Origin of the sequence: Enterococcus sp. 7F3_DIV0205, from assembly GCF_002141365.2 — a bacterium.
GTDB lineage: Bacteria > Bacillota > Bacilli > Lactobacillales > Enterococcaceae > Enterococcus_L > Enterococcus_L palustris.
In genome coordinates, this window is record NZ_CP147244.1 from 2,556,377 (window position 1) to 2,577,819 (window position 21,443).

The 21,443-nt window shown below is 37.0% G+C and carries 19 protein-coding genes; 15 read left to right on the plus strand and 4 right to left on the minus strand.

Features of this window, described 5'->3' with window-relative positions; translation table 11 throughout:
- The first annotated feature begins 41 nt into the window (after positions 1-41).
- Positions 42-974, plus strand: a complete 933-nt coding sequence (locus tag A5821_RS12030) for an alpha/beta hydrolase (RefSeq protein WP_086314796.1) — start codon at positions 42-44, stop codon at positions 972-974.
- Positions 975-1,188: 214 nt separating this feature from the next.
- Here A5821_RS12030 and A5821_RS12035 read toward each other — a convergent pair whose 3' ends face one another.
- Positions 1,189-1,389 carry a hypothetical protein gene (locus tag A5821_RS12035; RefSeq protein WP_139844061.1) on the minus strand — a complete coding sequence of 67 codons (201 nt, stop codon included), beginning with the start codon at positions 1,387-1,389 and terminating at the stop codon, positions 1,189-1,191.
- Between the two features lie 423 nt (positions 1,390-1,812).
- Here A5821_RS12035 and menB point away from each other — a divergent pair, with 423 nt between their 5' ends.
- From menB to menC, 6 genes are all read left to right on the plus strand, one after another.
- Positions 1,813-2,628 (plus strand): 1,4-dihydroxy-2-naphthoyl-CoA synthase, encoded by an 816-nt coding sequence (gene menB / locus A5821_RS12040; protein ID WP_086314798.1) that lies wholly within the window; start codon positions 1,813-1,815, stop codon positions 2,626-2,628.
- An 18-nt stretch (positions 2,629-2,646) separates the two neighbouring features.
- Entirely contained in the window at positions 2,647-4,119 is a 1,473-nt protein-coding gene (locus tag A5821_RS12045) for an o-succinylbenzoate--CoA ligase (protein WP_086314799.1), read from the plus strand.
- Complete coding sequence (locus A5821_RS12050) at positions 4,116-5,498, plus strand: isochorismate synthase (protein ID WP_086314800.1); 1,383 nt, start codon at positions 4,116-4,118, stop codon at positions 5,496-5,498. Before A5821_RS12045 ends, A5821_RS12050 begins: the two co-directional genes overlap by 4 nt.
- On the plus strand, positions 5,482-7,203 hold the full coding sequence (menD, locus tag A5821_RS12055) for a 2-succinyl-5-enolpyruvyl-6-hydroxy-3-cyclohexene-1-carboxylic-acid synthase (RefSeq protein WP_086314801.1): 1,722 nt from the start codon (positions 5,482-5,484) through the stop codon (positions 7,201-7,203). The genes A5821_RS12050 and menD overlap by 17 nt, the downstream gene beginning before the upstream one ends.
- Positions 7,204-8,043: a 2-succinyl-6-hydroxy-2,4-cyclohexadiene-1-carboxylate synthase gene (gene menH, locus A5821_RS12060; protein ID WP_086314802.1), complete on the plus strand. Its 840-nt coding sequence runs from the start codon at positions 7,204-7,206 to the stop codon at positions 8,041-8,043.
- 209 nt (positions 8,044-8,252) lie between these two features.
- Entirely contained in the window at positions 8,253-9,362 is a 1,110-nt protein-coding gene (gene menC / locus A5821_RS12065; protein WP_086314803.1) for an o-succinylbenzoate synthase, read from the plus strand.
- A 52-nt stretch (positions 9,363-9,414) separates the two neighbouring features.
- On the opposite strand, the gene A5821_RS12070 is transcribed toward menC, so the two are convergent.
- Positions 9,415-10,944 carry an AMP-binding protein gene (locus A5821_RS12070; protein ID WP_086314805.1) on the minus strand — a complete coding sequence of 510 codons (1,530 nt, stop codon included), beginning with the start codon at positions 10,942-10,944 and terminating at the stop codon, positions 9,415-9,417.
- A gap of 310 nt (positions 10,945-11,254) precedes the next feature.
- Here A5821_RS12070 and rpsF point away from each other — a divergent pair, with 310 nt between their 5' ends.
- The 6 genes from rpsF to dnaB all read left to right on the plus strand — a co-directional run bounded on the left by rpsF (position 11,255) and on the right by dnaB (position 16,563).
- Complete coding sequence (gene rpsF / locus A5821_RS12075) at positions 11,255-11,557, plus strand: 30S ribosomal protein S6 (RefSeq protein WP_069663270.1); 303 nt, start codon at positions 11,255-11,257, stop codon at positions 11,555-11,557.
- 47 nt (positions 11,558-11,604) lie between these two features.
- Positions 11,605-12,156, plus strand: a complete 552-nt coding sequence (gene ssb, locus A5821_RS12080; RefSeq protein ID WP_086314807.1) for a single-stranded DNA-binding protein — start codon at positions 11,605-11,607, stop codon at positions 12,154-12,156.
- Positions 12,157-12,181: 25 nt separating this feature from the next.
- Positions 12,182-12,421 carry a 30S ribosomal protein S18 gene (rpsR, locus tag A5821_RS12085; protein WP_010762117.1) on the plus strand — a complete coding sequence of 80 codons (240 nt, stop codon included), beginning with the start codon at positions 12,182-12,184 and terminating at the stop codon, positions 12,419-12,421.
- Positions 12,422-12,587: 166 nt separating this feature from the next.
- On the plus strand, positions 12,588-14,564 hold the full coding sequence (locus tag A5821_RS12090; protein WP_086314809.1) for a DHH family phosphoesterase: 1,977 nt from the start codon (positions 12,588-12,590) through the stop codon (positions 14,562-14,564).
- Positions 14,565-14,599: 35 nt separating this feature from the next.
- Positions 14,600-15,052, plus strand: a complete 453-nt coding sequence (rplI, locus tag A5821_RS12095; protein ID WP_086314811.1) for a 50S ribosomal protein L9 — start codon at positions 14,600-14,602, stop codon at positions 15,050-15,052.
- A 140-nt stretch (positions 15,053-15,192) separates the two neighbouring features.
- Positions 15,193-16,563, plus strand: a complete 1,371-nt coding sequence (dnaB, locus tag A5821_RS12100; protein ID WP_069653498.1) for a replicative DNA helicase — start codon at positions 15,193-15,195, stop codon at positions 16,561-16,563.
- Positions 16,564-16,634: 71 nt separating this feature from the next.
- Here the strand turns inward: dnaB and A5821_RS12105 are convergent, their stop codons facing one another.
- The gene (locus A5821_RS12105) at positions 16,635-17,183 is read right to left on the minus strand and encodes a GNAT family N-acetyltransferase (protein WP_086314813.1); all 549 of its coding nucleotides are present in this window, start codon (positions 17,181-17,183) and stop codon (positions 16,635-16,637) included.
- 246 nt (positions 17,184-17,429) lie between these two features.
- On the opposite strand from A5821_RS12105, the gene A5821_RS12110 reads away from it, so the two are divergent.
- Positions 17,430-18,722, plus strand: coding sequence for an adenylosuccinate synthase (locus tag A5821_RS12110; RefSeq protein WP_010770295.1), 1,293 nt, complete (start codon positions 17,430-17,432; stop codon positions 18,720-18,722).
- 157 nt (positions 18,723-18,879) lie between these two features.
- Positions 18,880-19,749 (plus strand): DegV family protein, encoded by an 870-nt coding sequence (locus tag A5821_RS12115; protein ID WP_086314815.1) that lies wholly within the window; start codon positions 18,880-18,882, stop codon positions 19,747-19,749.
- Positions 19,750-19,797: 48 nt separating this feature from the next.
- On the opposite strand, the gene A5821_RS12120 is transcribed toward A5821_RS12115, so the two are convergent.
- On the minus strand, positions 19,798-21,429 hold the full coding sequence (locus tag A5821_RS12120; protein ID WP_086314817.1) for an ABC-F family ATP-binding cassette domain-containing protein: 1,632 nt from the start codon (positions 21,427-21,429) through the stop codon (positions 19,798-19,800).
- Positions 21,430-21,443: the final 14 nt, after the last annotated feature.

The window sequence follows — 21,443 nt, forward strand, 5'->3', positions numbered from 1 at the left end:
TGTAATAATTCTCTCAAGAGAAAAATAAAGGTGGTATTATGATGAATGTAGAAAAACAAACTGTAAAATTTGATGCAAAAGGATTAAAGGTCGCTGGTATTTTAAATGTCCCTGATGGATTAGATGCAAGCAAGAAATATCCTGCGATTGTGTGTGTCCATCCTGGCAGTAGTTGTAAAAACCAAACTGCTGGAATTTATGCTGAAAAACTAGCAGCATTAGGCTATGTCACGCTTGTTTTTGATGCTTCGTATCAAGGAGAAAGTGAAGGAGAACCGCGTTTTATTGAAGAACCAGCAGCAAGAGTCGAAGATATTCGCTGTGCAGTTGATTATTTAACAACAATTGATTATGTGGATGTCGATCGCATTGGTGTTTTAGGTGTTTGTGCTGGTGGAGGTTACGCAGTCAATGCAGCAATGACCGAACGTCGGATCAAAGCAGTTGGAACTGTTGTAGGTGCAAATATTGGTCGTGTCAATCGTGAAAGTCATGGCGATACAGTTGGCGTAATCAAGGCATTGGAAGAGATTGGGCAACAACGGACTGTGGAAGCAAGAGGCGAAAATCCTTTGATTGCGAATTGGATTCCTAAGAATCAAGAAGAAAGAGAAGCTGCTGGAATCACAGATATTGATATAATTGAAGCAGTGGACTATTATACGACACCTCGTGGCCAACATCCTTGTTCTCCAAATAAAGTGAGATATACTAGTTTTGGTTCAGTAATTGGGTTTGATGCGTTTCATCTTGTAGAAGAATTACTGACACAACCACTGCAAATTATTGTTGGTAGTGTACAAGGTGCATTTGGCTCGAATAGAGATGGACACGAATTGTTTGCTCGTGCAGGTTCTGAGAAGAAGGATTTGTATGTGATCGAAGGTGCTAGTCATTATGATTTGTATGATCAGGAAGAACCAGTTGGTTTGGCAGTGGAGAGATTAGAGGCTTTTTATAGGGAGAATCTTTAATTTAGAGAGGAGTAATCTAAGTGATCACAAACTCGCTTTATTCCTTTTTTGATGAAATACGTTTAAGCTAAGCGCTTTACGACATGAACTTAGAAGAGAACTGTATGTAATACAAGGGAAGTATCTATCTGTAAAATAAAACTGTCTGATGTAACTTCATTGTTGTATCAGACAGTTTTTCTGAAGAAAAAAGTAACCATAAACGAAAGTACTGTTAATTCCGTAAAGTAATAGCATCGATATCAGAAGATTCATTAAAAGTCTTAAATTCAAAAATAATCAAGTTAGGAATCCAGATTCCATCATTGACCATGGTGATAAATGTACTAAATGTTAAGGAACGTCTTACGACAAGGTTTCGTAGGATGTTCCTTTTTCTAAGTTCAATTTCGCCACTCTCTAAACCGTCTATCATTCTAAAATCTTCATATTTGTGTATAATAGAGGCATTGAAAACTAATCTAGTTGCACAAGCCAGTCTCTCGGAAAAAAGATGAAATCTGCCAGTGACAAAGAGTGTCACAATCATATTTCCCTATTTTTCAGTCGAGACTAAACGGGCTTGTTCCGCTTTTATGTCATCTAGTTGCACAAGCCAGTCTCTCGGAAAAAAGATGAAATCTGCCAGTGACAAAGAGTGTCACAATCATATTTCCCTATTTTTCAGTCGAGACTAAACGGGCTTGTTCCGCTTTTATGTCATCTAGTTGCACAAGCCAGTCTCTCGGAAAAAAGATGAAATCTGCCAGTGACAAAGAGTGTCACAATCATATTTCCCTATTTTTCTATCAGAGCTAAGCAGCTTGTTCCGCTTTAAAAATTATAAGGAGGTTTCCCAATGAGAAACTGGACAACAATCAAAGAATACGAAGAAATTTTATTTGAGCAAGAAGGTAAAGTGGCGAAGATCACAATCAATCGTCCTCAAGTACACAATGCTTTTACTCCAAAAACAGTCATGGAAATGATCGATGCATTCAACATTAGCCGTGATAAACAAGATGTTGGCGTGATTATTTTAACTGGTGCAGGCGATAAAGCATTTTGTTCTGGCGGCGATCAGAAAGTTCGTGGTCACGGTGGTTATGTAGGGGAAGATAGTGTTCCTCGTTTGAATGTATTAGATTTACAACGTTTGATTCGTGTGATTCCAAAACCTGTCATTGCGATGGTCAAAGGCTATTCGATCGGTGGTGGGAACGTACTTCAACTTGTTTGTGATTTGACGATTGCAGCAGATAACGCTAAATTCGGGCAAACAGGACCTAATGTTGGTAGTTTTGATGGTGGATATGGATCTGGCTATTTAGCGCGTGTGGTTGGTCATAAGAAAGCCAAAGAAGTTTGGTTCCTATGCAAACAATACTCAGCGGAAGAAGCGTTGGATATGGGGTGGATCAATACGGTCGTACCTTTAGCTGAAGTAGAAGATGTAACGATGGAATGGGCCGAAGAAATGTTGAAGAAAAGCCCACTTGCATTGCGTATGATCAAAGCTTCTCTAAATGCCGATACAGATGGTTTGGCTGGAATCCAGCAATTAGCAGGAGACGCAACGTTACTTTATTATACAATGGATGAAGCCAAAGAAGGACGCGATTCATTTAAAGAAAAACGTGATCCTGATTTCGACCAATTCCCTAAATTTCCATAAAATAAAAGGGTGAAAAACATGTGCAGTTGGCTACAAAAACAAGTAAATGAACGACCAGATCAGCCTGCTTTTTATTGGCAGGATGAAGTTTGGTCGTTTACTGAAATAGCTCAAGAAGTCAAGCAATGGGCAGAATCGTTTTCATCAAAGATACCGAATAAAGAAAAACGAGTTGCTTTATTTAGTCGTAATTCAAAAGAAATGTATTTTTCGATTTTAGCTTTGTGGGAATTAGGTAAAGAGTTAGTTTTATTAAATACACATTTAAGCTTACAGGAACTCCACTACCAATTGACCGATGCAGAGGTGAATCTGGTGGTGGTTTCTACTGAAAGTACAGCATTTCTTTCTGAATTAGATCAATTAAAACAGATTGAAATGACAAAATCCAATCCCCTTAAAGGAACAGCAGCAACTGAAAATACGTCTATCTATCAGCTTGATGGGACAGCTTCAATTATGTACACGTCAGGTACGACGGGAAATCCAAAAGGTGTTGTGCAGTGTTTCAGTAATCATTTGGCTAGTGCTTTGGCGACACAAGAAAACATGAATATTACAGCAGATGATTGTTGGCTTTGCCCAGTCCCACTATTTCATATTAGTGGATTATCGATCATCATTCGCCAGTTAGTATTAGGATGTAGTCTCCGTTTATATAGTAAATTTGACGCAAAAATGGTGACAAACGATCTAGCAAAAGGTCGTGGGACCGTGATTTCTGTTGTGGCAGTTATGCTACAAGAGTTACTAGAAAACTATCCTAAGGCAGGCTATAGCTCAAATTTTAAAGCGATGCTGCTTGGCGGTGGACCGATTTCGCCTAAAGCGTTGGAAAAATGTGAAAGCCATGGTATACGTGTGATCCAATCATATGGAATGACAGAAACCTGTTCCCAAGTTGTAGCATTAGGTTTTGAAGATGCTGCAGAAAAAATAGGATCAGCTGGTAAGCCTTTGATGGGAATGGCAGTCAAAATCATTGATGACAACGAGAAAAAATTGCAGCCAAATGAGGTTGGGGAGATTCTTCTAAAAGGGAAGAATGTTGTTTACAGGTATTTAAATGGAGATCAATGGCAGATGGTAAAGTGGACAGCAGATGGTTGGTTTAAAACGGGTGATATGGGGTATCTCGATGAAGAAGGATATCTGTATTTAGTCAGTCGTTTAAGTGAGTTGATCATCTCAGGTGGTGAGAATATTTATCCTACAGAAATCGAACATGTTATCCAAGAGTTTCCAGGTGTAAAAGAAGTTGCCGTAATTGGCGAATCTGATGAAAAATGGGGCGCTGTTCCTGTGGCCTATATTGTTGGCGAACCGACGATCACAGTAGAAAAACTAAATGAATTTGCTGAAAATTATTTGGCAAAGTATAAACTACCTAAACGAATTTACTTATGCCATTCTCTACCAAAAACAGCTAGTGGAAAATTAGCGAAGCACCGCTTAACAACAATAGAAAGGGAGGCTTTTTTAAGCAAATGAGCATTCCTAAAGAATTAGAACAAGCATATGAAAATGGCTATCGCCAATTTAGCTGGATTAAAGAAATAAATGAAAATACAGATTCTTTGCGTACTTTATTTGAGAAGGGACAAAAAACGTTTAAAGGTGTCCGTTTTTATTGGCAAACACCTGACAAAAATTTTACGCTAGTCGGCTTCGGTAAAGAGCAAGAACTGACCTATGATCAAGCTACTTTTGAACAGGTGGATGCATTTATTTTAGCAGAAAAAGAAAAAATATATCAAAATCATTCGATGACTGGAACAGGAGCTATTTTATTTGGTGGATTTGCTTTTGATAGCAAACAAATGAAGCAGAATGACTGGGGCAAGATGGAACAAGGATTATTTTACTTACCCACCTTTTTAATTACAGAAACCGATGGCAAACGGTATCTTTCGATGAATTTCAGTGCAGAAAATAAAGAAATATTACAGCAAAAATGGCTAGAACTTACAGAACAATTCACAGAACTAATGACTGTTCAGTTGCTAGAAAAGAATGTCCCTTTACAAATAAAGGCAGAAGAAATCGCTGTATCTGAATGGATGTCTGTTGTGGATCAAACTGTAGCAAAACTGAGGGAAGCAGGACCTTTAGAGAAAGTCGTTTTAGCTAGACGGATGGAAGTGAAAAGTGATCGTCCATTCCAAGCAGATGTGATTTTAAAAAATCTTCAGCAGCAGCAAACAAACACCTATTTTTTTGTTTTAGAATCAGATGAGCATATATTTATTGGTGCTACTCCAGAACGCTTATTACAGGCTTCTGCAACGACATTTTCGACAGCAAGTATCGCTGGTTCTGTTTCACGTGGAACAACAGAGGTACAAGACAAGGCGTTAGGGAATTATTTATTGAATGATATGAAAAATCGGCAAGAACATAAAATCGTTGTAGATAGAATCATCAAAGAATTAGAATGGATGACGGGTACTACGATTCACCCGCAACAGCCGCAATTATTAAAGAATCGTGATATTCAGCACCTTCACCTAGCCATTGAAGGACAACGACAAGTTGAATACCGTTTTCTAAAAGGAATCCAGCAATTACATCCGACCCCAGCTTTGGGTGGAGAACCAAAGGAGTTAGCGTTGAAGTGGCTTAAAGAACATGAATGTTTGGACCGAGGTTTGTATGGTGCTCCAATTGGTTGGGTTGCAATCAAGGAAGATATAGGAGAATTTGCTGTTGGAATTCGTTCTGCAGTACTTTCAGAGAATATCGGTTATTTATACGCTGGCTGTGGTATTGTGAAAGATTCTCAAGTAGAGCAAGAAAGAGTTGAGACAAAAATCAAATTTCAACCGATGTTAAGAGGAATAGGTGGGGATGATCATGACAAATCAAAGTGAAATGACAAATTATCTACAAACGTTTGTTGAGGGAATGATCAGCAGTGGCGTAGAACAGGCTGTGATAAGTCCAGGTTCTCGTTCTACACCTTTAGCACTATTATTACATCGACAAGAAAAAATCGAAACGTTTATTGAAGTTGATGAGCGTTCTGCAGCATTTTTTGCTTTAGGCTTAAGTAAAGCTAGCAGTAAACCAGTCGCTTTATTATGTACATCTGGAACAGCCGCTGCAAATTATTATCCAGCAATTTGCGAAGCAAGTGCTAGTCATGTTCCTTTGATCATTCTAACAACAGATCGACCACATGAATTACGGCAAGTAGGCGCGCCTCAAGCAATGGATCAATTCCATTTATTTCAAAGTCATGTAAAAGAATTTATAGAGATGGCGATTCCAGAAGGAACGAATGTGATGTTAGACTATGCGTATTGGCAAGGAATGCGAGTTACTGATACGGCTTGTCAAACACCAAAAGGTCCCATTCATTTGAATTTTCCATTACGTGAGCCGTTATTACCTGATTTAAATCAATCATTGAGCGTTGAAAGACAAACAGAAATTTTCGCTGGTCAAAAGCAACTATCAGAAGAACAGTTGCTTAAGTGTGTTGCTGCATGGCAAGAGAAAAAAGGAGTTTTAGTTGTAGGGGGAAGTCACACACTAGAAGAAGCTGAAGTATTTATTGAGTTGGCAGAAACATTGAATTGGCCGATTATTAGTGATCCTTTGGCAAATATTACTTCGTGTAGTAAAGACAGCTCTTTGATCATGAGCTATGCTGATCTATTTATCCAAGAAGTGGAAATGAAGCTGTATCCAGAGGTAGTCGTTCGTTTTGGGATGTTGCCTATTTCAAAAAATACGATGCTTTGGTTGCAATCACTTAATGAGACGACCACAATCTACTTTGTCGATGAAACAGGCGAATGGCAAGACCAACTAAAACAAACCCAAGTTGCGATCCAAGCAGAAGAACAAATATTTGCTGAGGCGATTACGGATAAAATTAAAACGAAAACTTCAGATTCATGGCGTAATCAATGGGTCGATTGGCAGGAAACAACAGAGCAACAATTAGCAGAACTAAGTGAAATGAAGACACTAAATGAAACGACTGCAAGTATTCTTGTTCATAAAAAAATGGCAAAAAATGGTCAATTATTTGTTTCAAACAGCAATGCGATACGTTTCTTAGACCGTTTTACGGCATCTGAAAATAATCATTATCATTTATTCGGTAATCGTGGAATCAATGGAATCGATGGGATCGTTTCAACTGCTTTGGGAATGTGCGCGATTAATCCAGATCGTCAGAATGTGTTGTTGATAGGTGATTTAGCTATGTATCACGATATGAATGGATTATTATTAGCAAAACGATACAATTTACCATTGACGATTGTTTTACTGAATAATAATGGCGGCGGCATTTTTTCATTTCTTTCACAACGTCAGTTGAGACCCGATGATTTTGAACCAATTTTTGGTACACCAATCGATTTGGATTTTTCTTTAGTTGCTCAATTATACGGAGCAGATTATGTAAAAGCTGAGAGTTTAGAACAGTTAGAATTAGTGTTGGAGGCGACACAAAAGCAACCGAAATTTCAAATGATTGAAGTTGTCGGTAATCGTCAGGAAAATGTGTTGCTATATGAAAAAGTTATTAGTGGATTGAAAGAAAAGCTAGGTAAAAAATAAATGAATACGACTATAAATGGTGTAACTTATTATTATGAATGGCTGTCTGTCTACAAACCAGACCAACCAACATTGGTTTGCCTACATGGATTTACTGGAACGAGTCAAACTTTCACATCAGTTTTTCAAAAAAAAAGTGATATAAATATTTTAGCGATTGATTTAATTGGTCATGGTCAAACGGATTGTTATGTTCACCCCTATCGTTATCAGATGGATTGCTTATGTCAGGATATAGCGTTATTGACCGAACACTTGGGTATATTTCAATTTTCTCTATTAGGCTATTCAATGGGCGCTAGAGCGGCTTTAGGTTTCACTCATCTATTTCCTCAGAAGATTCAGCAACTGATCTTAGAGAGTGGATCTCCGGGCTTACAGAGCAAGTCAGAAAGAATAGTGCGGAAATGTTCTGATGAACATTTAGCTAGTTTTATTATGAGCCATCCAATTGAAGACTTTGTTGACAATTGGGAACAGTTACCTCTTTTTGAGACTCAAAAAAGGTTATCGCCTAAAGTCCAAGGAACGCTTCGCCAAGAGCGATTATCCCAACGGAATTTTGGATTGGCGTGCAGTTTATGGTTTATGGGGACCGGAGTTCAGCCAGATTTTTGGCAGGAACTTAACAAGATAAAAATACCTACCCTTTTGATCGTAGGAGAACTAGATCTTAAATTCCAAGATATTGCCAAAAAAATGCAAGAAAAACAACCGGATTTGGTAATTGAAGTTGTGCAAGATGCTGGTCACTGTATTCATTTGGAAAAACCACAGGTATTTGAGAAAATTGTTTATACATTTTTGTCGAGCTTCACAAATCAATCCTTGGGAAAATAGATAAATTGCCATCGAAACGAAAAGCGTTTCAATGTCCATTTCCTAATTTTCTAAAGGATTCCCCGATTTGTTTAGCATTTAGTGTTATCGAGCTTCACAAATCAATCCTTAGGAAAATAGCTAAATTGTCCGAGAAACCAAATGCGACAACTTAAATTATCCAGTCAGAGCTGAACGAGTCGCTAAACTTTTAAAAGGAGGAAACTACGTTGAAAATTCACCGTATTGATCGTTACTGTGTTCGATTGCCGTTGAGGATTCCTTTTGTAACGAGTTACGGTCGTCTAACAGAGAAAGCTTTTGATATTTTGGTAGTGACAGACGAATTAGGTAACTGTGGTCTGGGCGAGTTAGTTCCATTTGAGCAGCCAGATTACATAGAAGAGACAATCGATACAGCTCGAATAATCATTGAAAAACATTTGATTCCGTTAATGACAAATAGTGATATTCAACATCCTAAAGAAGTATCGACTTTATTTGATGAAGTAAAAGGCAATCAAATGGCTAAATCTAGCCTTGAAACAGCGATTTGGGATTTATATGCTAAACGAAAGGGCAAAAGCCTAAAAGAATATTTTTATGATACTAGAGAAAGAATCCCAGTCGGTGTCAGTGTGGGAATTCAGACCGATCTAACTAAGTTAACCGATCAAATTGGAAAATATGTTGAACAGGGTTATCAAAGGGTCAAACTAAAAATTCGTCCAGGATATGATTTAGAACCAATCGAAGCCATTAGACAAGAATTTCCTGATATTTTGCTGATGGTAGATGCCAACTCAGCCTATACCATTAAGGATATCTCCTACTTAAAGCAACTAGATGCCTATAATTTGGCAATGATCGAACAACCTTTTGCTGCAAATGATTTTCTGGATCATGCACAGTTGCAAAAGGAAATAAAAACAGATATTTGTTTAGATGAAAATATTCGAACGCTTAAAGATTGTGAGCTAGCATTTGCTTTGGGGAGTTGTCGAGCAATCAATTTAAAGATTCCTAGAGTAGGTGGAATTACAGAAGCTATGAAAATAGTTGATTTTTGTAAAGAAAAAGGGCTGTTTGTTTGGCTTGGAGGAATGTTTGAATCTGGTGTAGGAAGAGCTTTGAATCTACAATTTGCTTCTCAAAAAATATTTACTTTTCCTGGAGATATCTCCGCTTCTGATCGTTATTACTTTGAGGATATCCTGAGTGAACCAATTGTAATTCAAAACGGTGAAATCAGTGTTCCAAATGGTCAAGGAATCGGCATTTCTTTATCCAAAGAAAAATTATTAAAATATGGTACTTTAGAAACTATATATACTAAATAAAAGAATCGCAGACTATTATTCCATCTTAGTCTGCGATTCTTTTTAGTTTAAATCATTCTTTTTCTTTCAATGCTTTTTCGATCTGTAATCGTTGTACTTTCATTGTTGCAGTGCGAGGAATCTCATCCCAATCCATAATAATCGGCTTGTTTAGATGCGGTAAATCAGCAACTTGTTCCCACCAAGCATCCCAATCCATTCCTTGTTTTGGATCAACTGCTAAAATTGGCTGAGGAGAGTTATCTTTTGCTCTAACAATGATTACTTCCTGAAGGAAATCCAGAGCATCCAATAAATGGTCTTCGATTGCTAAATTACTATCGATTTTCTCTATTAAATCAACTTGGCGATCTTTCAGGAATAAATGACCATTTTCATCTATAAAACCATAGTCACCGCTATCCCACCAAGGACCAAAGACGGTTGCTTGGAAACGGTCGTCTTCTTTATAGTACGTTAAAGCACGGCCTTTAGATAAGAATTGGATGTGTCCGTCTGTCATAGCAGGTAGTACGTTACCCTCTTTATCCGCGATTCGAGCTTCAGTTAATCCTTCTAAACCAACACCCATGTCACGAGCATCAGATGTTTTTAGAGAGTCTAACGTATGAGCTTTTAAAATCATAGGTCCGCATTCACTTTGTCCATAAACTTGAAGGAAAATCGGTTGATTCTTTTCTGAAGCTTTTAAGAAACTTCCCATTGTTGCGTTGTTGATGGCATCAAAAGTGGAGTGGTAATAACGGACACTTGCAAAGGATTCAGGTTGTTTTTTTGCCATAGATGTCCACTGAACAAAATTGTTTGGGTGAGTCTCAAGAGCAATTGGTTGATGTTTTACTAACATTTTTGAAACAGAATCACTATTTGATATTGATAAAGGCATCATAGGAAAGCCCATTGCCATTAAAGAAGAAATACCTATATTAAAGCGGGAGTGCACTGGTGAAATGTGGAAACCAACAATCTTCTTTTCTGCAATTTTTGTGAAAATTGTTTTTTGCCACTTTGTTCGCCAGCCCATAGAATTTGCGGAGTGACAGATTAATTTAGGAATACCAGTTGTTCCGGATGTATGTGTCATGTATGCAATAGCATCCTTAGGTAACTCTACTTGGGAAACTTTTTTAGCAGGTGATTGCAAAAGTTTTTGGACTGAAATTTGTTTTTCTTGTGAACTATTTTTCACATGTGCTACTTTTTCTGCTGTTTCATCATCAAATAGAATAAAAGGGTCTTCCAAGCGATCAACAAAAACATCAATCGTTTCTGCGGGAAAATGATAAGAAATCATTGCAGGAACAGCGCCTAAATAAGAAGCGGCAACTGCTAACAAATACGTATCGAATTTTGGGCTCTTGAAAATGATGATTTTATCCTCAGCCTTTACACCTAAACTAGCTAATTGATAGGCGCGATTTAAAATTGCGTCGTGACTTAGTTGATAAGTATAATTAGTGCCAAGTTCAGGAAAAGCTGGTAGAAGTTCATCATGAATAATAGAAATTTCTGGGGTATTACGTGCAGCCTCAAAATAATTTGTGTATAAGTTGAGTGGTTGGTATTCTAACAGTTGATTCAATGTAACAGCATCCTTTCAAACTACCTTAAAATATTTGTGTAATATCGAACAAGGATAGTATAACATGAAAAATAAATAACCTAAATCAATAGCAAAAAAAAATGAAAAAAGTAAAATTATACGTATATTAAAGTAAGACACGAGAGGAAAAAAACATTGCTGAAAAAAATGATCAAAAATTGCTAAGAAGACTTGATTTTATCAGCTTTTAGCTGTATAATGAAACCTTGTGAGTAGTCTATAAATTTTAGATAACTCTCCTTGCTCTTAGCAATCTAAGAGCCTAAAGTCCATAGGGAGGTGAAAATCAATGAGTCAAGCTACGAATTATGAAATTATGTACATTATTCGTCCGAACATTGATGAAGAAGCAAAAACTGCTTTAGTAGAACGTTTCGACACAATCTTAAAAGATAACGGAGCAGAAGTTATCGAATCAAAAGATTGGGAAAAACGCCGCTTAGCATATGAAATGAACGGATTCCGTGAAGGCATCTATCATATCGTTAAAGTATCTTCTCCATCAACTGCAGGAGCAATCAATGAATTTGATCGTCTTGCTAAAATCAATGACGATATTATCCGTCACATGATTATCAAGGAAGAAGCATAACCAAATGTTTCACGTGAAACATTGGATTGACGAAAGGAGATGTTTAAATGATTAACAACGTTGTATTAGTTGGAAGACTAACAAAAGATCCGGATTTACGATATACATCTAGTGGTTCTGCAGTTGCGACATTTACTCTAGCAGTAAACCGTAACTTTACGAATGCAAATGGAAATCGTGAAGCAGATTTTATTAACTGTGTGATTTGGCGTAAACCTGCTGAAACAATGGCAAACTACGCGCGCAAAGGTACATTATTAGGCGTAACTGGTCGTATTCAAACTAGAAATTATGAGAATCAACAAGGTCAACGTGTATACGTGACGGAAGTTGTATGTGAAAATTTCCAGTTGTTAGAGTCTCGTTCTGCATCAGAGCAAAGACAAACAACAGATGGATCAGATTCAACACCAACTTATAATGCTGGCGGCGGAAGTTTCCAACAATCACAGAACAATAATTTTTCAGGACAAAACAATTTTAATCAATCATCCTCTCAGTCTAACAATAACGGTATGCCTGATTTTGATAGAGATTCTGACCCATTTAGTGGATCAGGTTCAACTATCGACATTTCAGATGATGATTTACCATTCTAAACGAATTTGATAGGAGGGAATAAGAATGGCACAACAAAGAAGAGGCGGACGTAAACGTCGTAAAGTCGATTATATCGCTGCTAACCATATTGAATATATTGATTATAAAGATATCGAATTATTAAAAAAATTCATTTCTGAACGTGGGAAAATTTTGCCACGTCGTGTAACAGGTACTGGCGCTAAGAACCAACGCAAATTAACAATTGCAATCAAACGTGCACGTATCATGGGCTTATTACCATTTGTTGGTGAAGAGCAATAATATAGTATTACGTAAAGATCAAAGGACGTTTAGTTCTTTGATCTTTTTTAGTTTAGGATTCGAATATGATCTCCAAATGTTTCACGTGAAACATTTGGAGATTCGCAGAAATCTCTTTTTTATGCTAAAATAACCTTATCTGTAGAACAATGGGGGAGTCCTAAAAATGAAAAAAATTAGAATGAAACGGATTTTGGGTTCTGTATTCGTTCTCTTTTTATTAGAAGTAATATTACTTTTCTTCCTATCTAATAAATACATGATTATAGCTGGATTATTGATACTCAATCTTATACTGATCAATCGAATTTTTTACCTAATTAAAAAAATTGAGATATCAAATACAGAAAAAATCAGAGAAGCAAGTACCATTGCGGAAAAGTCGTTGGATTATGCTTTTAATGAAGTATCCGTAGGGATCATAAATTATGATCCAGAAACGAAAGAAGCCAAGTGGCTAAATCCGTTTGCAGAAGATATTTTTTATAAAGACGGTCAGACACTTATTAGCTCAGAATTGATACAGACGTATGTATCACGAGCTGAAAAAGGTAAGGATATATTTAAAGTTGGGGATCATGTGTATCGTTTTAATATTGATACAAGTCAAAATACGATTACCTTTAGAGATATCACAGAAGAGAGTAACTTGTATCAAGAAAAATTAGAGATGCAGACAGCAATTGGAATCGTATCGGTGGATAACTATGACGATATTACAGATAGTATGGATGAGAAAGAAATTTCTTACTTGAATAGTTTTATCACCACAATGGTTTCTGATTGGATGGATGAGTATCAAGTTTTTTATAAAAGACTAAACGCTGAACGGTATTTTTTCATTGGACAGTTAGAAGATATAAAGAAAATGATGGACACTAAATTTCAAATTTTAGATAAGATCAGAAAAGAATCAAGTACAAGAGATATACCAATAACATTAAGTATGGGGATTTCTTATGGTGGTGAAACACTAAGCCAAACGGGGAATACTGCCCAAACAAACTTAGATACAGCCTTAGTCAGAGGTGGAGATCAAGTAGTAGTCAAAGAAGCAAAAGATAACGCTAAACCTATTTTTTATGGGGGTAGAACAGCTTCAGTTGCAAAGAGAACACGCGTTCGTTCTCGTGCAATGAGTACTGCAATTCAAGGGATTTTAACAGAGTCTTCGGATGTTTATATCATGGGACACCGTTTTCCAGATATGGATGCGATTGGTTCGGCATTTGGTATGGCAAGATTAGCCAAATTCCATAACAAGGAAGCTTGGGTCGTTTTGGAGCAAAATGAAAGTATTCCAGATGTTGAGCGAGTGATGTCTGAATTAGAAAAGTATCCTGATCTTGCAAAGCAAATCATTACGCCAAAAGAAGCAATGAAACGAAAAACGGACAGCAGTTTATTGATCATGGTTGATTACCATAAGCCATCTCTTTCAATTTCACAAGAGTTATATGAACAGTTTGACAAAGTGGTGATTATCGATCATCATCGACGTGGTGATGAGTTTCCAGCAAAACCATTACTTGCTTATATTGAATCGTCCGCTTCATCTGCTTCAGAGTTGGTGACTGAATTGATCGAATATCAAAGTAATGCTCAAAGAAGTTTAGACAAACTTGAAGCGACATTATTGCTAGCCGGAATCGTAGTCGATACGAAGAGTTTTAGTGTTCGAACAACGGCACGCACCTTCGATGTGGCTAGCTATTTAAGAACTTGTGGTGCAGATTCATCTTTAGTACAATATTTATTAAGCTCAGATTTAACCAGTTATTTGGAGATGAACAGTTTGATTGCCCAAAGTGAGTATGTTACACCAGATACAGTTATCGTAACAGGTAGCGAAGAGAAAGAATATGATAGCGTAACTGCAGCGAAAACGGCAGATACCTTATTGTCAATGGTCGGCATCAATGCAGCTTTTGTGATAACGAAACGAACTGATAAACAAATTGGAATCAGTGCCCGCAGTAACGGGTCGATAAACGTCCAGCTGATTATGGAGAATTTAGGCGGAGGTGGTCATTTTACGAATGCTGCGGTACAATTAACAAATGTAACAGTCGCTGAAGTAAAAGAGCAACTGCTGAAAGTGATCCAACAAAATATAGATGTAATGTATGATCCAGCTCCATAAACTTCTATGCTTTAAAATTAAGGAGGAATAATAGTATGAAAGTTATTTTTTTACAAGACGTTAAAGGTAAAGGGAAAAAAGGGGAAGTAAAAGAAGTACCAACAGGTTATGCTCAAAACTTTCTCATCAAAAATGGTTACGCTCAAGAAGCAAATAAAGGAAGTATCAGTGCTTTAGCTGGACAAAAGAAAGCACAAGATAAACACGAAGCTGAAGTTTTAGCAGAAGCTAAAAAAATGCAAGAATTTCTAGAAAAAGAAGAAACAGTTGTAGAGCTTAAAGCGAAGGCTGGAGAGGATGGACGTCTCTTTGGATCTATTCCTTCAAAACAAATCGCAGAGGCCTTAAACAAGCAATATAAGGTGAAATTAGACAAACGTAAGCTAGAACTATCTCAACCAATCCGTGCATTAGGTTTTACAAAAGTTCCAGTGAAATTACATCACGAAGTAACTGCGACAATCAAAGTTCATGTTGTAGAAGAATAAAGGGTGAAAACAGAGGATCTCCTCTGTTTTTTGCTTATTATTAACAAGAAATGATACGATAATGTCATTGTACATTTCGCTTATTTCTTGTTAAAATAGAAAGACTGAACGGCGTAATTTGAGCTATAGGAGAGAAAAAAATGAATGAAGTATGGCAAGATCGAGTACCGCCCCAAAGTATGGAAGCAGAACAGGCCGTTTTAGGGTCGGTTTTTTTAGATGCTGAGGTTATTATCGATGCGTTAGAATACATAGAACCAAAAGATTTTTATCGCCGTAATCATCAATTGATTTTTCAGACTATGCTGACTTTGAACGATCGAAATGAAGCGATTGACGTTATCACGATCAAAGATCGTTTGGAGCAAGAAAACTTACTGGAAGACGTAGGCGGTTTAAGCTATCTGTCTGATCTAGCGTTGGCTGTGCCAACTGCTGCGAATATTGTATATTATGCGAAAATCGTTGAACAAAAATCATTGCTTCGTAACTTGATTCAAACCGCTACAGAGATTGTTACTAAAGGTTTTGAACAAGGGGAAGATGTAGAAACTATCTTGGATGATGCTGAACGTAGCATTTTAGAAGTTTCAGAAAAAAGAAACCGAAGCGGATTCCTGTCAATTGCAGATGTATTGAATACGTCGATTGCAAACATTGACCAACTGTATCAAAATGATGAAGAAATCACTGGATTACCAACTGGCTATCCAGCTTTAGATAAAATGACCGCTGGACTGCAAGCAGAAGAATTGATTATTCTAGCCGCCCGTCCTGCCGTGGGGAAAACAGCATTTGCTCTGAATATCGCTCAAAATATCGGAACCAAAACAGACCGCTCTGTTGCTATTTTCAGTTTGGAAATGGGGGCAGAATCATTAGTTAACCGGATGCTTTGTGCGGAAGGTTCGATCGAAGCGGGGCACTTACGGACTGGTCAACTATCAGAAGAAGAGTGGCAAAACCTAATCATTGCAATGGGAAGCTTGTCTAGAGCTCAAATCTACATTGATGACACGCCAGGTATCAAAATTACCGAAATCCGAGCGAAATGTCGTAAACTAGCGCAAGAACGCGGTAATCTTGGGTTGATTTTAATTGATTACTTGCAACTGATTGAAGGAACTGGTCGTGAAAGTCGTCAACAAGAAGTATCTGAAATTTCCCGTCAATTGAAGAAATTAGCAAAGGAATTAAAAGTTCCTGTTATTGCACTCTCTCAATTATCTCGTGGTGTAGAACAGCGTCAGGATAAACGTCCTGTATTAAGTGATATCCGTGAATCTGGATCGATCGAGCAAGATGCCGATATCGTTGCCTTCTTATATCGTGATGATTATTATGATCGTGGTGAAGACGGAGAAGATGGCGATCGGGAAGAGCCCGAAATCGACAACGTAATTGAAGTGATCATCGAGAAAAACCGTAGTGGTGCCCGTGGAACTGTAGAACTGTTGTTTATTAAAGAATTCAATAAATTCGCTTCACTATCACCAAGAGAAGAGTTTTAGTGAAGCGTGAATAGATAAAAATAATAGCCTAAGTAAGTATCTACTGAAAAACACTTACCTGGGCTATTATTTTAGTTAAAATCTGCTTTTAAAAGAGAATATTTATTCAAGTCTCTAAATTCATCATACATAAGAACTTCAGACTTATCCGTTCCAACAAAGGAGAAACCACTTTTGACCGCCACCGCATTACTTGCTTTATTTTCAGTATCAGCTCGTATACTTAATTTATTTAAATCCATATCTTCAAACCCAATTGCACAAACCATTTTAACTACTTTTGTCATGATACCTTTATTGGTTTGAGATGAATGAAGCCAATAACCAAGCTCTGCCTTTTTATTATTGTTATCAATAAAATGTAGATCAATACAGCCGATGATCTTTTGATCATAAGCAATTAAAAATAAGCGGTCTGTCCCGTTGACATAGCCTTCTAATTTCATCTTGATATATTGTTCTTGCGGTTCAAAAGAGGTTGTTGAATCAACAAAATCTAGGAACCTTCTTAAATGATCTCGATCTGAGTCGACAACTTCAAAAAGTTCCTGTGCCATCTCAAGTGTTGGTTGAATTAAAGATAAAGATTCGTCAATCTCTAAACAAAAAGAATGCTTCATATCCCGAATGTACCTCCTATTAAATTCATAATATATTGTTTATGATTATAACAAAATGAAATTACTTTACAAGGCAATAAGAAAATTTTCGCTTTTTTATCTGATGTAAAATAATTATCGGAATAATGTTCGTGTTTTGCTCGTTTTTTTCTTTTCGGAAAAAACAATATTCGATTTTTCCTTGAAAGCGTTCTGCTTTCTTGGTACAATGAATCAGGACAAAATAATTTAGAACGAGGTGTTCGAATGTCATCAGTTGTAGTAGTCGGAACGCAGTGGGGCGATGAAGGAAAAGGAAAGATCACGGATTTTTTAAGTGAGAATGCTGAGGTCATCGCACGTTATCAAGGCGGAGATAATGCAGGTCATACCATTAAATTTGATGGTGTTACTTATAAACTACACTTGATTCCTTCAGGTATCTTTTACAAAGAAAAAATCAGCGTGATCGGAAACGGCGTTGTAGTTAACCCGAAATCTTTAGTAAAAGAACTGGCTTATTTAAAAGAAAATAATGTAACGACAGATAACTTACGTATTTCTGACCGTGCTCACGTGATTTTACCGTATCACATCCAATTGGATCAATTACAAGAAGATGCTAAGGGTGATAATAAAATCGGTACAACAATCAAAGGAATCGGTCCAGCATACATGGATAAAGCAGCTCGTGTAGGGATTCGTGTAGCAGATTTATTAGATAAAGAAATCTTTGAAGAACGTCTAAAAATCAATTTAGAAGAAAAAAATCGTCAATTCGTCAAAATGTTCGATAGCGAACCAATTGCATTTGAAGATATTTTTGAAGAATATTATGAATATGGTCAACAAATCAAACAATACGTAACAGACACGTCTGTTATTTTAAACGATGCATTAGATGCTGGTAAACGTGTGTTATTTGAAGGCGCACAAGGTGTTATGTTAGATATCGACCAAGGAACCTATCCATTTGTAACATCATCAAATCCAGTTGCTGGAGGCGTTACGATCGGAAGCGGAGTTGGTCCTTCTAAGATCAATAAAGTCGTTGGTGTTTGTAAAGCTTATACATCACGTGTTGGTGATGGACCATTCCCTACAGAATTGTTTGATGAAACAGGAGAAACAATTCGTAGAGTTGGGAAAGAATATGGTACAACAACAGGTCGTCCACGTCGTGTGGGTTGGTTTGATACGGTTGTGATGCGTCACTCTAAACGTGTCTCTGGAATCACGAATTTATCATTGAATTCAATCGATGTTTTAAGTGGTTTAGATACAGTGAAAATCTGTACAGCCTATGAATTAGATGGCGAATTGATCTATCATTATCCAGCTAGTTTGAAAGAGTTGAGCCGTTGTAAACCAGTCTACGAAGAGCTACCAGGTTGGTCAGAAGACATCACTGGATGTAAGACCTTAGCTGATCTACCAGCGAATGCAAGAAACTATGTTCACCGTATTTCTGAATTAGTCGGTGTACGTATTTCAACATTCTCAGTAGGTCCAGACCGTAACCAAACAAATGTATTAGAAAGTGTTTGGGCACAAATTTAAACGATAAAATAAGCGAGAGACAATGTAAAAATTGTCTCTCGTTTTTTAATCACTTTTTTCTAAGGAACGGCTTATTTTGGTTGTTTACTCGCTTAATAAAGCATGAGTATCCAACGATTATGTGTTAAAATAGAAAAATAGTTAGGGAGGATTTAAAATGACATTTAAAATAATGACAGATTCATGTTGTGATCTACCATATACATATTTAGAAGCCAAAGATGTTGATTTTATCAGTATGACAATTCAATTAAATGGCAAAGAACTAGTCGATGACTTGGGGAAAACATTTGACTATGATTGGTTTTTAGAAGAGATAAAAATTGGCGGCATGCCTACGACTTCTCAAGTAAATGTTGGGAGATATATTGAATTTTTTAGACCTTACGTGGAAAAAAAAGTTCCCATACTATATTTGGCTTTTTCTTCAGGATTAAGCGGTTCGTACCAAAGTGCTATGCAGGCTGTTGATATCCTAAAAGAAGAATATGAGGACGCTGAAATTTATGTGATCGATACAAAAGCGGCTAGTTTAGGCGAGGGATTGCTTGTGAGTGAAGCTGTTCAATTAAAAGAAGACGGACATTCTTTAGAGGATATCTTATTATGGTTATCTGAAAATAAGATGACTGTTCAGTCTTGGGTGACGGTGGATGACTTGAAACATTTAGAACGAGGTGGTAGGATTTCTAAAGCTGCCGCTGCAATTGGCGGATTGATGAATGTGAAACCAATCATTATAGTGGACGAACAAGGAAAACTACAAAATATCGGCAAAGTTCGAGGTCGTAGTAAAGCATTGAAAAAGCTGGCAGATGAGACGGTTAAAGGAATGGTCGAGCCATTAAAACAAACATTATTTATTGCCTATGCTGGGGATTTAGAGAGTGCTGAGAAAGTCAAAGCCATGATTGAAGAAAAGATTCAGGTTAGGGAGATTCGTTTACATCCTTTAGGCCCAACGATTACCAGTCATACAGGAAATGGTTGTATTGCAGTTTTCTCTAGAGGGAATAAAAGAGCGTAATAAAAAAGAAGAAACATCCGTTAATTCAGATGTTTCTTCTTTTTTTAATTAATATTCACCAGAAAACAGTTCATCCAATTGTTTTTGAACATCTTTGTTTTCTAAAAATTCATCATAGGTTGTATCAGCGCGATCAACAACACCTTTATCAGAAACCGCAATGATCCGATTTGCTAATGTTTGAATAAATTGGTGGTCATGTGAAGCAAATAAAATGGCGCCAGTGAAGGCCATCAAGCCATCATTCAAAGCAGTGATCGATTCTAGATCCAAGTGATTGGTAGGATCATCTAAAACAAGTACGTTTGATTTAGAAAGCATCAATTTAGACAACATTACACGAACTTTTTCGCCCCCTGAAAGCACATTTACTGATTTCAGTACGTCTTCACCAGAGAACAACATTCTTCCTAAGAATCCACGTAAGAACGTATTATCATCTTCTTCTTTACTTGCAAACTGACGTAACCAATCTAAAATCGTTAAATCAGTATCGAAGTCTTTGCTGTTATCTTTTGGTAGGTAAGCTTGAGTTGTTGTAACACCCCAACGGACGCTGCCAGTATCAGGAGTGATTTCCCCCATGATCACCTTGAATAAAGTGGTTGTAACGATATCATTATCTGCAATGAAGGCTACTTTATCAACGTTATTTAAAGAGAAAGAAATGTTATCTAAAATTTTCTTACCATCAATCGTTACAGAAACATTTTCTACGTGAAGTAGATCATTTCCGATTTCTCTTTCAGGAGTAAACCCAACAAATGGATAACGACGTGAAGAGGGTTGGATGTCATCTAAGGTAATTTTATCAAGCATTTTTTTACGAGAAGTTGCTTGTTTTGATTTTGAAGCATTGGCACTGAAACGAGCGATAAAGTCTTGTAACTCTTTGATTTGCTCTTCTTTTTTCGCGTTTGCATTCGATTGTAATTTTGCGGCTAATTGGCTAGATTCCAACCAGAAATCATAGTTACCAACATATAATTTGATCTTACCGAAATCAAGATCGGCCATGTGTGTACATACCTTATTTAAGAAATGGCGGTCATGGGAAACCACGATAACCGTGTTTTCAAAGTTGATCAAGAATTCTTCCAACCAATTGATTGAACGAGTATCCAAACCATTGGTCGGCTCATCCAATAGTAAAACATCTGGTTTACCAAATAGAGATTGTGCAAGTAACACTTTGACTTTTTGGCCAGCTGTTAGCTCACTCATTTTTTGATCATGCAGACTTTCAGGAATGTTTAAACCTTGCAGTAAAACAGCTGCTTCTGGTTCCGCTTCCCAACCATCTAACTCGGCAAATTCTCCCTCAAGTTCGGCTGCTTTGATCCCATCTTCATCAGTAAAATCTTCCTTCATGTAGATTGCATCTTTTTCTTTCATTACTTCGTATAAGCGTTTGTGACCCATGATAACTGTTTCCAGAACAGTATTATCTTCAAAATCAAAATGATTTTGTTTCAATGTTGCCATACGTTCATCTGGTCCTAATGTGATCGATCCAGTTGTTGGTTGGATTTCACCAGATAAAATTTTAAGAAACGTTGATTTACCAGCACCATTTGCACCAATCAAGCCATAACAGTTACCAGGTGTGAATTTAATATTTACATCATCAAAAAGTTTGCGATCTGAAAAGAGCAAACTTACATCATTTACAGTAATCAATTGTTTTCCTCACT

Excerpts from the sequence above, each read along its gene's own strand:
- A5821_RS12115 (WP_086314815.1), top strand. The coding sequence starts at position 18,880 with ATGACATTTAAAATAATGACAGATTCATGTTGTGATCTACCATATACA.
- rplI (WP_086314811.1), top strand. The coding sequence starts at position 14,600 with ATGAAAGTTATTTTTTTACAAGACGTTAAAGGTAAAGGGAAAAAAGGG.
- rpsR (WP_010762117.1), top strand. The coding sequence starts at position 12,182 with ATGGCACAACAAAGAAGAGGCGGACGTAAACGTCGTAAAGTCGATTAT.
- rpsF (WP_069663270.1), top strand. The coding sequence starts at position 11,255 with ATGAGTCAAGCTACGAATTATGAAATTATGTACATTATTCGTCCGAAC.
- menH (WP_086314802.1), top strand. The coding sequence starts at position 7,204 with ATGAATACGACTATAAATGGTGTAACTTATTATTATGAATGGCTGTCT.
- dnaB (WP_069653498.1), top strand. The coding sequence starts at position 15,193 with ATGAATGAAGTATGGCAAGATCGAGTACCGCCCCAAAGTATGGAAGCA.
- menB (WP_086314798.1), top strand. The coding sequence starts at position 1,813 with ATGAGAAACTGGACAACAATCAAAGAATACGAAGAAATTTTATTTGAG.
- A5821_RS12030 (WP_086314796.1), top strand. The coding sequence starts at position 42 with ATGAATGTAGAAAAACAAACTGTAAAATTTGATGCAAAAGGATTAAAG.
- menD (WP_086314801.1), top strand. The coding sequence starts at position 5,482 with ATGACAAATCAAAGTGAAATGACAAATTATCTACAAACGTTTGTTGAG.
- A5821_RS12050 (WP_086314800.1), top strand. The coding sequence starts at position 4,116 with ATGAGCATTCCTAAAGAATTAGAACAAGCATATGAAAATGGCTATCGC.
- ssb (WP_086314807.1), top strand. The coding sequence starts at position 11,605 with ATGATTAACAACGTTGTATTAGTTGGAAGACTAACAAAAGATCCGGAT.
- A5821_RS12045 (WP_086314799.1), top strand. The coding sequence starts at position 2,647 with ATGTGCAGTTGGCTACAAAAACAAGTAAATGAACGACCAGATCAGCCT.
- A5821_RS12090 (WP_086314809.1), top strand. The coding sequence starts at position 12,588 with ATGAAAAAAATTAGAATGAAACGGATTTTGGGTTCTGTATTCGTTCTC.
- A5821_RS12110 (WP_010770295.1), top strand. The coding sequence starts at position 17,430 with ATGTCATCAGTTGTAGTAGTCGGAACGCAGTGGGGCGATGAAGGAAAA.
- A5821_RS12035 (WP_139844061.1), bottom strand. The coding sequence starts at position 1,389 with ATGATAGACGGTTTAGAGAGTGGCGAAATTGAACTTAGAAAAAGGAAC.
- A5821_RS12105 (WP_086314813.1), bottom strand. The coding sequence starts at position 17,183 with ATGAAGCATTCTTTTTGTTTAGAGATTGACGAATCTTTATCTTTAATT.